Here is a 13,533-nt window from a genome sequence, read left to right on the forward strand (position 1 = left end):
GTCTCGCCAACGCAACGCAGGGCAGACTGCGCGCCACGCGCTCTTCATGACACTCCCACCAAAGGTACTACCATGGTTTCCGCTGCCGTCCGCCCCACTTCCAGGCCTCTGAATTTCTGGATCGCCTTGGGCGTGCCCGCCATTGTCGCGTTGATACTGGTGTTGCTGGAGCTGACCACTTTGGACATGAGCCTGGCCCGGCTGTTCTATGACCCGAGCGCCGGCAATTTCATCGGGCGACATAGTTTTTTCCTGGAAGACATCCTCCATGACCGGGCGAAACAAGTGGTCATCGCCTTTTCGGTGTTTTCCATCGTCGGCTTCATCGGCGCTTTTTTTATCCCCCGACTTAAGCCCTTCAAACGTGAGTTGGGCTGCCTGGTGCTCTCCCTGGCGCTGGCGACCTCCTTCGTCACGCCGATGAAAGCGGTGACCGCCGTGCAATGCCCCTGGAGCCTGAAGGAGTTCGGCGGCAAGGAAACCTACAGTGAATTGCTGAGCCCGCGCCCAGACACCCAAAAACCGGGCAGATGCTGGCCTGGGGGGCATGCCGCCACCGGATTTACCCTGTTCGCCCTGTTCTTCGTATTTCGCGACCGCAAGCCGCGCCTGGCCCGACGAGCCTTGGTATTTGCCTTCACCCTGGGAACGGTGTTCTCCATAGGCCGGATGATGCAAGGGGCCCACTTCTTCTCACACAACGTGTGGACGGCGGTGTTCTGCTGGCTGATTTGCCTGGGCTGTTATTACTTCGTCCTGTACCGGCCGGCCACAAGAGCAGAGCCCATGGTCGAAGCACAGCCGGTCAATGCTTGAGCAGCATCCGACCGGAACCTGTGGGAGTCGAGCTTGCTCGCGATAGCGGTGAACCCGTTTGCAATGATGTCGGATGTCCCCCGTCATCGCGAGCAAGCTCGGCTCCCACAGAAATTGGCTGAATAGCGAAAGTACCTCCAACGCCAGCCAATAAAAAACCCCGCCTGCTTTCGCAGGCGGGGTTTTTCAATACAGGGGTAAGGCTGGCTTACATCATGCCGCCCATGCCACCCATGCCGCCCATGTCTGGCATGCCGCCGCCAGCTGGAGCGTCTTCCTTGATTTCAGCGATCATCGCCTCGGTGGTGATCATCAGGCTGGCAACGGAAGCCGCAGCCTGCAGAGCCGAACGAGTCACTTTGGCCGGGTCCAGGATACCCATTTCGATCATGTCGCCGTATTCGCCGGTAGCAGCGTTGTAACCGTAGTTACCCGAACCCTGCTTGACCTTGTCGACCACAACGCTTGGCTCGTCACCGGAGTTGGCAACGATCTGGCGCAGCGGAGCTTCGACAGCGCGACGCAGCAGGGTGATACCGACGTTCTGATCGGCGTTGTCGCCCTTCAGTTCGCTGATGGCCTGCAGGGCACGAACCAGCGCCACGCCACCGCCAGGTACCACGCCTTCTTCGACGGCTGCACGAGTGGCGTGCAGGGCGTCTTCAACGCGGGCTTTCTTCTCTTTCATTTCAACTTCGGAGCCGGCGCCAACCTTGATCACCGCAACACCGCCGGACAGCTTGGCCAGACGCTCTTGCAGTTTTTCACGGTCGTAGTCGGAGGAAGTCTCGGCGACTTGGGCACGGATCTGGGCAACGCGAGCCTGGATATCAGTCTCAACGCCGGCACCGTCGATCACGGTGGTGTTTTCCTTGGACAGGATCACGCGCTTGGCGTTACCCAGGTGCTCCAGGGTGGTGCTTTCCAGGCTCAGGCCGATTTCTTCGGAGATCACGGTACCGCCGGTCAGGACGGCGATGTCCTGCAGCATGGCCTTGCGACGGTCGCCGAAGCCTGGTGCCTTGACGGCAGCAACCTTGACGATGCCACGCATGTTGTTCACAACCAGGGTCGCCAGGGCTTCGCCTTCAACGTCTTCGGCCACGATCAGCAGTGGGCGGCCGGCTTTGGCAACGGCTTCCAGCACTGGCAGCATTTCACGGATGTTGGAGATCTTCTTGTCGACCAGCAGGATCAGCGGGCCGTCGAGCTCGGCAACCATGGTGTCCGGCTTGTTGACGAAGTATGGCGACAGGTAACCACGGTCGAACTGCATGCCTTCAACGACGGACAGTTCGTTTTCCAGGCCCGAGCCTTCTTCAACGGTGATCACGCCTTCTTTACCGACTTTTTCCATGGCTTCGGCAATGATGTCGCCGATGGAGTTGTCGGAGTTGGCCGAGATGGTACCTACCTGGGCGATGGCCTTGGAGTCGGCGCATGGCTTGGACAGGGCCTTGAGTTCTTTGACGATGGCGATGGTCGCCTTGTCGATACCGCGCTTGAGGTCCATCGGGTTCATGCCGGCAGCGACGGCTTTCAGGCCTTCGTTGACGATCGATTGAGCCAGAACGGTGGCGGTGGTGGTGCCGTCACCGGCGTCGTCGTTGGCACGGGAGGCAACGTCCTTGACCAGCTGCGCGCCCATGTTTTCGAAACGGTCTTTGAGCTCGATTTCCTTGGCTACGGAAACGCCGTCCTTGGTGATGGTCGGAGCGCCGAAGCTCTTCTCGATGATCACGTTACGGCCTTTCGGGCCCAGGGTCGCTTTTACCGCGTCAGCCAGGACGTTGACACCGGCGAGCATTTTCTTGCGGGCGGAATCGCCGAATTTAACTTCTTTAGCAGCCATGATCGATATTCCTTAAATACTGTGTAGTAGCGGGAAGATGAGCGGGGAAATCAGCCTTCGAGAACAGCGAGGATTTCGCTCTCGCCCATTACCAGCAGTTCTTCGCCGTCGACTTTTACTGTGTTGCTGCCGGAGTAAGGGCCGAACACGACCTTGTCACCCACTTTCACGGCCAGCGCACGCACTTCACCGTTGTCCAGCACACGGCCGGTACCTACAGCGAGAACTTCACCGTGGTTGGCTTTCTCGGCAGCCGAACCTGGCAGGACAATACCGCCAAGGGATTTCTTCTCTTCTTCGCTACGACGGATGACGACGCGGTCATGCAGAGGACGAAGCTTCATTGTCGATCTCTCCTAATTTTGGTTTTCATCGGCCGGTGTAGTCCCGGCGGGTTTAACAAAAGCCGGCAAAGCCGGGTGCGGTTCGTCAGTCGAACCGCGGAAGTCTGTCCGGTGTTGCCACCGGAAACCTTGCGGTGACCGATACATAAGGGCGTACAAGGGGATTACAAGGGCCGGATCGAAAAAATTTCTTCATCGCACAAACGAACACGGCACCCGAAGGTGCCGTGTGGTGGGTTTTATTTGGAATCGCGGTGTTCGAATTCGCCTTCGATCACATCGGGTTCGCGGCCCAGGGGTTCTCGCGGTGCCGGACCACCACGAGGCTGGAGGTCGTCGGCAAAAGCCCGCTGGCGCATCGCCTGTTCTTCGGCACGCTGGCGCATCTTGTTGGCCAGCAACCGACGGGTTAACGGCAGCAACATGAGCAAACCCAATACGTCGCTGATGAAGCCAGGCAGGATCAGCAGACCGCCGCCCAGGGCCAGCATCAGGCCTTCGAGCATGGTCTGCGCAGGCAGCTCGCCACGGCTCAGGCTTTCACGGGCACGCAAGGCCGTGGCGAGACCGGCGATGCGCAGCACGAACACGCCGAGCATCGAGCCGAGGATGACCAGCAGCAAGGCCGGGAAGAACCCGATCGCACCGCTGACCTTGACGAATACGAACAGCTCCAACACCGGGAACAGCAGAAAGAGCAATAAAAAAGGGCGCATCAAATGGTTTCCTCAACGCAAGAATGCCTAGTGGCCTGTACGGTTAATTCGAGTACTCAAATTCGAGTGTCAGGGCTTGCCAGGCAAGGCGCCATGACGAGTCGTAGCCCCGCTACGGCGAGGAATGGCAACGCAGGCTGACAAACCCTGGCGCCGAAGTTGAGTGCACGAATTAGCCACACAGGCCACTAGCTATGAAAACCTAAATGACGTCGCCCTTTCGTGAATTCAAGCGTCGGCCTCTGCATTTTTCGGCCATTGTTCGGCGTGGGCCAGATAAACCAAGGCTTCGCGAACTTGTGTCGGCGTATTGCAAGTCGCTGGAAATGCCAGCCAATGCAGTCCCTGACCGATGCGCAGGTGCATGCCTTCGCTGTCGATGCCCACCAGTTGCGCCGCTTCGCTCTTGGGCAGATCGGCCAGATCGACGTAATGGGCGATGGCCTTGGCGTGATCCGCATTCATGTGCTCGATCATGCTCGCCTCGGCTTTGCCGGCAAAGGGGTTGGTCAAGGTGATCCGGTCGATCCAGTGAATGGCGCCAAAACCGCCGATGTAGCGATGACGCACCGGATCGAGCACCCAGAAATCGAAATCGTGGGCCTTGTGGTAGTTCTGCGATTCAGGAAAGTAGCGGTAGTAACGCTCGGCGGCAGTGTCGATGGCGGCGCTGTCTTCAAGTTTCCGCGCCTCGGCCAGGTAGGTCAGGCGCCCGACGGCCTGCACGTCTTCGGCGCCCCGCTCGCCCACCAGCATGGAGCACTTGGAGTCTTTCTGCAGGTTATGGGTGTGCTGGGCGATGCGGCTGATCAGGATCAACGGCCGGCCCTGCTCGTCCAGGCAATACGGCACCACGGAGCCGAACGGAAAACCAGGCATGGACTTGGAATGGGTGGAGAGCATTCCACGGTATTCCTTGAGCAGTAATTCTCGGGCATGCTTGGCAGCTTCAACGCTCAATTTATGACTCCTTTGATGAAATTCGTCTAAAAACGCTCAGACACCTGGACATACGAATGCAGCTCACTGACAAAGTAATCATTATCACCGGCGGTTGCCAGGGTCTGGGCCGCTCCATGGCCGAGTATTTTGCCGGCAAAGGCGCGAAGCTCGCGCTGGTTGACCTCAACCAGGAGAAACTCGACCAGGCGGTTGCCGCCTGCGTGGCCAAGGGCGTCGAAGCCCGGGCCTACCTGTGCAACGTGGCCAATGAAGAGCAGGTGAGCGACATGGTCGCCCGGGTCGCCCAGGATTTCGGCGCAATCCACGGGTTGATCAACAACGCCGGGATCCTGCGTGACGGCCTGCTGCTCAAGGTGAAGGACGGCGAGATGACCAAGATGAGCCTGGCCCAGTGGCAGGCCGTGATCGACGTCAACCTCACCGGCGTGTTCCTGTGCACCCGTGAAGTGGCGGCGAAAATGGTCGAGCTGAAGAACAGCGGCGCCATCATCAATATCTCGTCGATCTCCCGGGCCGGCAACATCGGCCAGACCAATTATTCAGCCGCCAAGGCCGGCGTGGCCGCCGCCACCGTGACCTGGGCCAAGGAGCTGGCGCGCTACGACATTCGCGTCGCCGGCATCGCACCGGGCTTCATCGAAACCGAGATGACCCAAAGCATGAAACCCGAGGCCCTGGAAAGAATGACATCGGCGATTCCACTCAGGCGCATGGGTCGGCCCGAAGAGATCGCCCATTCAGCGGCCTATATCTTCGAGAACGACTATTACACCGGACGGATCCTGGAGATGGATGGCGGGTTGCGGATGTAAAACCGCCGCAAAAACCAGTGTGGGAGCGAGCCTGCTCGCGATGGCGGTGTATCCGTTGTAATTCCGCTATCGCGAGCAGGCTCGCTCCCACAGGATTTGCCTCCGACCGGTCAATCGTCGCTGACAGTAATGTTCGGCATCGCCGGTGCAGCCGCTTCCTGCAACACGATCCGCGCACCGACATGACGGGCCAGTTCCTGATAGATCATGGCGATCTGGCTGTCCGGCTCGGCGATCACCGTCGGCTTGCCGTCGTCGGCCTGCTCGCGGATCAGCATCGACAGTGGCAGCGAAGCCAGCAATTCGACGCCGTACTGGGTCGCCAGTTTTTCCCCGCCGCCCTCGCCGAACAGATGTTCAGCATGCCCGCAGTTCGAGCAGATGTGCACCGCCATGTTTTCCACCACACCCAGCACCGGAATGTTCACCTTGCGGAACATCTCCACACCCTTGCGGGCATCCAGCAGGGCCAGGTCCTGGGGCGTAGTGACGATCACCGCGCCGGCCACCGGGACTTTCTGCGCCAGGGTCAGCTGGATATCGCCGGTGCCAGGCGGCATATCGATCACCAGGTAATCCAGGTCGCCCCAGGCGGTTTGCGTCACCAGTTGCAGCAAGGCACCGGACACCATCGGCCCGCGCCAGACCATCGGCGTGTTGTCGTCGGTCAGGAAGGCCATGGACATGACCTCCACGCCATGGGACTGGATCGGCACGAACCACTTCTGGTCCTTGACCTGCGGCCGGGTGCCCTCGGCAATGCCGAACATGATGCCCTGGCTCGGACCATAGATGTCCGCGTCGAGCATCCCGACCTTCGCCCCTTCACGGGCCAGGGCCAGGGCCAGGTTGGCGGCGGTGGTGGACTTGCCCACGCCCCCCTTGCCCGAAGCCACGGCGATCACGTTCTTGACGTTCGCCAGTCCCGGCACTTGTGCCTGGGCCTTGTGGGGGGCGATCACGCTGGTGACATCGACCTTGGCGGTGGTCACACCGTCCAGGGCCTCGATGGCCATCTGCAGCATCTGCGCCCACCCGCTCTTGAACAGATCGGCGGCGTAGCCGATTTCCAGCTGGACACTGACACGATCGCCCTGGATGTCGATAGCGCGCACGCATCCGGCGCTGACCGGGTCCTGGTTCAGGTAGGGGTCGGTGTATTGGCGAAGGACGGCTTCCACCGTTGCGCGATTGACGGCGCTCATGGGCAACTCCGATAGCAGGACTTTAAAAACAGGTCGCTATCCTAGACCCGATTACCGATATGTGAATACTTTTGTGGTGAGGGATTTAGCGAAACGTCGCACCGCCCCGCTGGGGTGCGAAGCGCCCCCAGTCCGCCAACTGGGATCAGCCTGGCACACCGAGTCGGCTGATTTCAGGGCTGCTTCGCAGCCCAGCGGGGATGAATCCCCTCGCCACAGTTCACACTTTAGCCACCCCGGAACAGGCCCGAAGGGTGAAAAAAAGCCGCCGGCGCTTTATAGTGGCCGACCTCCGTTTCATCAAGTAGCCGAGCCCCATGTCCGAGCCACGCAAGATCCTCGTCACCAGCGCCCTGCCCTATGCCAATGGTTCGATTCACCTCGGCCATATGCTGGAGTACATCCAGACCGATATGTGGGCGCGCTTCCAGAAACATCGCGGCAACCAATGTATTTATGTCTGCGCCGATGACGCCCACGGTTCGGCCATCATGTTGCGCGCGGAAAAGGAAGGCATCACCCCGGAACAACTGATCGCCAACGTTCAGGCTGAACACAGCGCCGACTTTGCCGAGTTCCTGGTGGATTTCGACAACTTCCACTCCACTCACGCCGAAGAAAACCGTGAGCTGTCGAGCCAGATCTACCTGAAGCTGCGTGACGCCGGGCACATCGCAACCCGTTCGATCACCCAGTATTTCGACCCGGAAAAGAAAATGTTCCTGGCCGACCGCTTCATCAAGGGCACCTGCCCGAAATGCGGCACCGAGGACCAGTACGGCGACAACTGCGAAAAATGCGGCGCGACCTATGCACCGACCGACCTGAAGGATCCGAAGTCGGCGATTTCCGGCGCGACCCCGGTGCTCAAGGATTCCCAGCATTTCTTCTTCAAGCTGCCGGACTTCCAGCAGATGCTGCAGGCCTGGACCCGCAGCGGCACCCTGCAGGACGCCGTCGCCAACAAGCTCGCCGAATGGCTCGACGCCGGCCTGCAACAGTGGGACATCTCCCGCGATGCGCCGTACTTCGGCTTCGAGATCCCCGACGAGCCGGGCAAGTATTTCTACGTCTGGCTGGATGCGCCCATCGGCTACATGGCCAGCTTCAAGAACCTCTGCAACCGCACGCCGGAGCTGGACTTCGACGCGTTCTGGAGCAAGGACTCCACCGCCGAGCTGTACCATTTCATCGGCAAGGACATCGTCAACTTCCACGCCCTGTTCTGGCCTGCGATGCTCGAAGGCGCCGGCTTCCGCAAGCCGACCGGCATCAATGTCCACGGCTACCTGACCGTCAATGGTCAGAAGATGTCCAAGTCCCGCGGTACGTTCATCAAGGCCCGTACCTACCTGGACCACCTGTCGCCGGAATACCTGCGCTACTACTACGCGGCCAAGCTTGGCCGTGGCGTCGACGACCTGGACCTGAACCTCGAGGACTTCGTCCAGAAGGTCAACTCCGACCTGGTGGGCAAGGTCGTCAACATCGCCAGCCGTTGCGCCGGTTTTATCCACAAGGGCAACGCCGGCGTGCTGGTGGCGGGTAATGCCGCACCGGAGCTGACCGACGCGTTCCTGGCCGCAGCGCCAAGCATCGCCGAAGCCTACGAGGCCCGCGATTTTGCCCGCGCGATGCGCGAGATCATGGCCCTGGCCGACCGTGCCAATGCCTGGATCGCCGACATGGCGCCGTGGTCGCTGAACAAACAGGAAGGCAAGCAGGATGAGGTCCAGGCGATCTGCGCACTGGGCGTCAACCTGTTCCGCCAGCTGGTGATTTTCCTCAAGCCGGTACTGCCACTGCTGGCCGCCGACGCCGAGGCGTTCCTGAACGTCGCACCGCTGACCTGGAACGATCACCAGACCCTGTTGAGCAATCATCAGTTGAACGAGTTCAAGCCACTGATGACCCGCATCGACCCTGCCAAGGTGCAAGCCATGACCGACGCCTCCAAGGAAGACCTGGCCGCCAGCCAGACCGACACCGGCGCCACGGCCGGCAACGGCGAACTGGTCAAGGACCCGCTGTCGCCGGAAATCGAGTTCGACGCCTTTGCCGCCGTTGACCTGCGCGTGGCGCTGATCGTCAAAGCCGAGGCCGTCGAGGGTGCCGACAAGCTGTTGCGCCTGACCCTGGACATCGGCGACGAGCAACGCAACGTGTTCTCCGGCATCAAGAGCGCCTACCCGGACCCGGCCAAACTCGAAGGCCGGTTGACGATGATGATCGCCAACCTCAAGCCTCGCAAAATGCGCTTCGGCATCTCTGAAGGCATGGTGATGGCGGCGGGCCCAGGCGGCGAGGAAATCTATCTGCTGAGCCCCGACAGCGGCGCCAAGCCGGGTCAGCGGATCAAGTAAAGCGAATGCACGCGGCACCGATCCCACAGACGTTTTGCAAGCGGCTGTGGGATTTTCATATCTGGCCTGCCGGATAATGCCTAATCTTGTAACAGGTCCTTTTGTCGCCTAATACCTCATGTCCGACATCCTTCTCACATTGCTCGGCACTGCCCTGATCAACAACCTGGTGTTGCATTGGCCGCTGGGCGTCGATCCGCTGCTGAAGGCTGGCGGAAGACGGCAGGTCCATGCCCTGGGCCTGGCCTCGACAGGCATGATGCTGATGGTCGGCACCCTGGGTTACCTGATCGACCACTGGCTGCTGATCCCGGCCAACCTGACGTCGCTGCGCCTGTTCGCCTGGCTGCCCCTGAGCGTCCTGCTGATCGGGCCATTGCTGCGCCTGCTGTCGCGTTGGCTGCCGGCACTGCCGTTCAAGGGATTGTGGCCGCTGTTGCTGGGCAACGCCGGCATACTGGGTGTCACGCTGCTCAATAGCCTGGACGATCAGGGGCTGGCCCACGCCATTGCCTTGAGCCTGGGTGCCGGACTGGGCTTCTGGCTGGTGTTGAGCCTGTTCGACGATTTGCGCCAGCGCACCCTCGATAACGATATTCCCCTACCCTTTCGAGGCCTGCCTGTTCAGTTGATTGCCGCCGGCTTGATGGCGGTGGCGTTCCTTGGATTACGCGGGCTGGTCAAGACATGAATCTGATTCAACGTATCGACGCCCTGCTACCGCAAACCCAGTGCGGCAAGTGCGGTCACCCGGGATGCAAGCCCTACGCCGAAGGCATCGCCAAGGGCGAGCCGATAAATAAATGTCCACCCGGTGCAAGCGAAACCATTGCGGCCCTGTCCGACCTGCTGAAAATACCGCTACTGGAACTCGATACCAGCCGTGGCCCGGCCCCTGCGCAAATAGCCTTCATCCGTGAGGCCGAGTGCATCGGCTGCACCAAGTGCATCCAGGCCTGCCCGGTGGACGCGATTGTCGGGGCGGCAAAGCTGATGCACACCGTCCTCATTGACGAATGCACGGGCTGCGATCTTTGCGTGGCTCCCTGCCCGGTCGACTGTATTGAAATGCGCCCCTTGCCGATGGCAACCGTGCTGCCGGTTGTCGGAGGCCTGGCCTTCAGTCTTGAGGAACAACAGGCACGTACCGCCAAGCGCAACCATGCCCAGCGGCGCTATGAACAACGCAATGCGCGCTTGCAGCGCGAAGAAGAGCAGCGTCAGGCGGAACGCCTGGCCCGTACCCAGCATGCCGCTGAAACCCAAGCCCAGCCTCAGGCAATTGATCCGGTGCAAGCCGCACTGGAACGGGTACGTGCGCAAAAAGCCGCCAGCGCCGATGCCGCGCTGAAAAAGGCCAAGGTCGACCTGGCCATGAGCCGGGCACAATTGAACAAATCCTTGAAAGCGTTCGGCCATCCGCCGACTTTCGAACAGCAGTCGCAATTGATTCTGCTGCAACGCCAGTACGAAGCGGCGGAACAGGCCCTGGCACAGCTGGAAAACAGCGCGCCACCTTCACCAGCACCAACACCAGCACCGCCGCAGGACGCCGAACTGAAGCGGGCGAAGATTCAACTGGCGATGCGCCGCGCCGAACTCAGCAAAGCCCGGGCAGCGGCAGCCCCGGACGCAGACATACAGGCGTTGGAGCACGCGGTCAAAAACGCCGAACACCAGGTGGACGCCCATGCCACTTCCTGAGGCTCCCGACGAGCGGCTGCGGCAAGCGATGATGCGCGTGCTGTTAGCCACGTTACCCGGCGTGCTGGCACTGATGTGGTTTCATGGCTGGGGCGTAGTTCTCAACCTACTGCTGTCCGGGATCACCGCGTTGGCGGTCGAAGCACTGGTGCTGCGCTTGCGACATCGACCGCTCAAACCCGAGTTGAACGACGGCAGCGCGTTGGTCAGTGCCACATTGCTGGCCCTGGCCTTGCCGGCCTATTGCCCATGGTGGCTGACAGTGACTGCGGCCGCTTGCGCCTTGTTGTTCGGCAAGCACCTGTGGGGCGGCGTCGGCAACAATCCATTCAACCCGGCCATGCTCGGTTACGCCCTGGTGCTGGTGGCATTCCCCGCCCACATGAGTCAATGGCCAATGCCCCATGGCGTCGGCTTGCTTGAAGGCCTGCAACAGGTGGTTGGCGTTCATCCCGCCCCCGATGCCTGGGCCGGCGCGACAGCGCTGGACAGCCTGCGTATCAACAAAAGCCTGACCATCGATGAGTTGTTCGCCAACAATCCGGCGTTCGGACGTTTCGGCGGTCGCGGGGCCGAGTGGATCAACCTGGCGTTCCTGGCGGGCGGTCTGTTTCTGCTGCAGCAACGTGTATTCAGCTGGCACGCGCCGGTGGGCATGCTGGCCGGCCTGTTCACCATCAGCCTGGTGTGCTGGAACGGTTCCGGCTCGGACTCCCACGGGTCACCGCTGTTTCATCTGCTGACGGGAGCAACCCTGCTGGGGGCGTTTTTTATCGTGACCGAACCGGTTTCGGGGCCCAATGCCCCGCTCGCCCGCCTGCTGTTCGGAGCGGGCGTGGGGCTGCTGGTCTACCTGATCCGTATCTGGGGCGGCTACCCGGACGGCGTGGCGTTTGCGGTGCTGCTGATGAACCTCGGGGTGCCGGCACTGGAGCGTTTCGCCGACGCACGGCAAGGACGGCAAGCGCCATGAGAAATCCCGGCGGCCTTGCCTTCCTGGCGCTGTTGACCGCCCTCGGTTTCGGCGCTACTTATCTCATGCAAATCGGCACGGCCGAGCGCATCGAGGTCCAGCAACAGACCCTCGCGAACAGAAGCCTGCTTGAGGTATTGCCCGCCGACCTGTACGACAACCAGCCATTGGCACGACCAGTTTTGACAGACCCGGTACCTCTGGACCATAGCACGCTGCTGGGCGGCTACCTCGCGACCCATGCCGGCCAACCCGCCGCGGTGCTGTTACGCAGCCAGACGCTGGGCTACGAAGGCAGCATCGAACTGCTGATCGCCATCGACCCGTCGGGCCGTCTGCTGGGGGTGAAAACCCTGCGCCAGACCGAAACACCGGGCCTGGGCGCGGCCATTGCCGGTTGGCCGAATGCCTGGCTGCAGCGCTTCAACGGCAAATCCCGCGAGGCTCCCAGCGACAGCGGCTGGGCCTTGAAAAAAGACCAGGGGCAGTTCGATCAACTGGCCGGCGCAACGGTGACATCCCGGGCGGTGCTCCAGGCCGTTCACGATGCACTGCGCTATTTTGACGAACACAAGGCATCCTTGACCGCAGGCGTTGCCCATGAATAAACAGTCGCTGACCCACGGCCTGCTGCTCGTGCCCTTGGTCGGCGCCAGCAACTCATTGGTCAATGCCCTGGGCCTTTGGCTGGCCTGGACGCTGATCAGCAGCAGCCACGGCTTGGCAATGGGCCTCGTGCGGCTGCGCCTGAGCACCTACCAGCGCTTGCTGGCCTCTGTCGTCCTGGCTTCGACCCTGACCGCCTGTGCCAGCCTTGCCGCGCAGGCCTGGCTGCTGGAGTGGTACCAGCCGCTGAACCTTTACATCGGCTGGATAGCCTTGAGCTGCGTGGCACTGGAGCACGACCGTGTCTTCATCGAGTCACGCCTGCGAGGCTATATCACCCTGACGGGACTGTTCGGCCTGTTGATGATCGCCTTGGGCGCCCTGCGCGAACTGATCGGCAACGGCACGCCATTGGCCTCGCTTGCCCCCGGAGGGTTCCTGCTGCTCGGCCTGCTGCTCGCGGCCCGCCAGGCTTGGACGCCTGCCAAAACCCAATCAACCCTCGAGGAAACGCCGCGCCCATGAACGCCGCAAAACGCCTGGAAATATTTCGTCGCTTTCACGAAGACAATCCCGAGCCGAAAACCGAACTGGCCTACTCCTCGCCGTTCGAGTTGTTGATCGCGGTGATCCTCTCGGCCCAGTCCACCGATGTCGGCGTCAACAAGGCCACGGCCAAGCTGTTTCCGGTGGCCAACACTCCAGAGGCGATCCATGCCCTGGGCGTCGAGGGGCTATCGGAGTACATCAAGACCATCGGCCTGTTCAACAGCAAGGCAAAGAATGTGATCGAAACCTGCCGCCTGCTGGTCGAGCGCCATGGCGGTGTCGTTCCCCAGACCCGCGAAGCGCTGGAAGCCCTTCCCGGCGTAGGTCGCAAGACCGCCAACGTGGTGCTCAATACCGCATTCCGCCAGTTGACCATGGCCGTGGACACCCACATTTTCCGCGTCAGCAACCGAACCGGCCTGGCGCCGGGCAAGAACGTGGTGGAAGTGGAGAAGAAGCTGATGAAATTCGTGCCCAAGGAGTATCTTCTCGACTCCCATCACTGGCTGATCCTCCATGGGCGCTACGTCTGCCTGGCACGCAAGCCCCGCTGCGGCAGTTGCCGGATCGAAGACCTGTGCGAATACAAGGACAAGACCTCTGACGATTGAGTCGTTATTGCTTTTATAG

The 13,533-nt window shown here is 61.2% G+C and carries 14 protein-coding genes; 9 read left to right on the forward strand and 5 right to left on the reverse strand.

Annotated elements, in window-relative coordinates:
- Positions 1–72: 72 nt before the first annotated feature.
- Positions 73–816, forward strand: coding sequence for a phosphatase PAP2 family protein (locus LOY35_RS21830; protein WP_258627058.1), 744 nt, complete (start codon positions 73–75; stop codon positions 814–816).
- A 208-nt stretch (positions 817–1,024) separates the two neighbouring features.
- On the opposite strand, the gene groL is transcribed toward LOY35_RS21830, so the two are convergent.
- The 4 genes from groL to LOY35_RS21850 all read right to left on the reverse strand — a co-directional run bounded on the left by groL (position 1,025) and on the right by LOY35_RS21850 (position 4,688).
- Positions 1,025–2,668, reverse strand: a complete 1,644-nt coding sequence (groL, locus tag LOY35_RS21835) for a chaperonin GroEL (RefSeq protein ID WP_024779526.1) — start codon at positions 2,666–2,668, stop codon at positions 1,025–1,027.
- 50 nt (positions 2,669–2,718) lie between these two features.
- Positions 2,719–3,012 carry a co-chaperone GroES gene (locus LOY35_RS21840; protein ID WP_024779525.1) on the reverse strand — a complete coding sequence of 98 codons (294 nt, stop codon included), beginning with the start codon at positions 3,010–3,012 and terminating at the stop codon, positions 2,719–2,721.
- A gap of 239 nt (positions 3,013–3,251) precedes the next feature.
- Positions 3,252–3,728, reverse strand: a complete 477-nt coding sequence (locus LOY35_RS21845; RefSeq protein WP_258627062.1) for an FxsA family protein — start codon at positions 3,726–3,728, stop codon at positions 3,252–3,254.
- A 228-nt stretch (positions 3,729–3,956) separates the two neighbouring features.
- Complete coding sequence (locus LOY35_RS21850; protein ID WP_258627064.1) at positions 3,957–4,688, reverse strand: HugZ family protein; 732 nt, start codon at positions 4,686–4,688, stop codon at positions 3,957–3,959.
- A 56-nt stretch (positions 4,689–4,744) separates the two neighbouring features.
- Between LOY35_RS21850 and LOY35_RS21855 the strand changes: the two genes are divergently transcribed.
- Positions 4,745–5,503, forward strand: a complete 759-nt coding sequence (locus LOY35_RS21855) for an SDR family oxidoreductase (RefSeq protein ID WP_258627067.1) — start codon at positions 4,745–4,747, stop codon at positions 5,501–5,503.
- Between the two features lie 110 nt (positions 5,504–5,613).
- On the opposite strand, the gene apbC is transcribed toward LOY35_RS21855, so the two are convergent.
- A complete protein-coding gene (gene apbC, locus LOY35_RS21860) occupies positions 5,614–6,708 on the reverse strand; it encodes an iron-sulfur cluster carrier protein ApbC (protein WP_258627069.1) in 1,095 nt (364 codons plus the stop codon).
- A 317-nt stretch (positions 6,709–7,025) separates the two neighbouring features.
- Here apbC and metG point away from each other — a divergent pair, with 317 nt between their 5' ends.
- The 7 genes from metG (at position 7,026) to nth (ending at position 13,514) form a co-directional block, all read left to right on the forward strand.
- Positions 7,026–9,071 (forward strand): methionine--tRNA ligase, encoded by a 2,046-nt coding sequence (gene metG, locus LOY35_RS21865; RefSeq protein WP_258627080.1) that lies wholly within the window; start codon positions 7,026–7,028, stop codon positions 9,069–9,071.
- A 118-nt stretch (positions 9,072–9,189) separates the two neighbouring features.
- Positions 9,190–9,762, forward strand: a complete 573-nt coding sequence (locus tag LOY35_RS21870; protein WP_258627083.1) for an Rnf-Nqr domain containing protein — start codon at positions 9,190–9,192, stop codon at positions 9,760–9,762.
- Positions 9,759–10,775, forward strand: a complete 1,017-nt coding sequence (gene rsxB / locus LOY35_RS21875) for an electron transport complex subunit RsxB (RefSeq protein WP_258627085.1) — start codon at positions 9,759–9,761, stop codon at positions 10,773–10,775. Before LOY35_RS21870 ends, rsxB begins: the two co-directional genes overlap by 4 nt.
- On the forward strand, positions 10,762–11,748 hold the full coding sequence (locus tag LOY35_RS21880) for an RnfABCDGE type electron transport complex subunit D (RefSeq protein WP_258627087.1): 987 nt from the start codon (positions 10,762–10,764) through the stop codon (positions 11,746–11,748). Before rsxB ends, LOY35_RS21880 begins: the two co-directional genes overlap by 14 nt.
- Positions 11,745–12,356: an RnfABCDGE type electron transport complex subunit G gene (locus LOY35_RS21885; protein WP_258627090.1), complete on the forward strand. Its 612-nt coding sequence runs from the start codon at positions 11,745–11,747 to the stop codon at positions 12,354–12,356. The genes LOY35_RS21880 and LOY35_RS21885 overlap by 4 nt, the downstream gene beginning before the upstream one ends.
- The gene (locus LOY35_RS21890; RefSeq protein ID WP_258627092.1) at positions 12,349–12,879 is read left to right on the forward strand and encodes an Rnf-Nqr domain containing protein; all 531 of its coding nucleotides are present in this window, start codon (positions 12,349–12,351) and stop codon (positions 12,877–12,879) included. Before LOY35_RS21885 ends, LOY35_RS21890 begins: the two co-directional genes overlap by 8 nt.
- Complete coding sequence (gene nth, locus LOY35_RS21895) at positions 12,876–13,514, forward strand: endonuclease III (protein ID WP_258627098.1); 639 nt, start codon at positions 12,876–12,878, stop codon at positions 13,512–13,514. Before LOY35_RS21890 ends, nth begins: the two co-directional genes overlap by 4 nt.
- The last annotated feature ends 19 nt before the right edge of the window (positions 13,515–13,533 follow it).

The organism is Pseudomonas sp. B21-028 (genome assembly GCF_024749045.1).
Lineage (GTDB): Bacteria > Pseudomonadota > Gammaproteobacteria > Pseudomonadales > Pseudomonadaceae > Aquipseudomonas.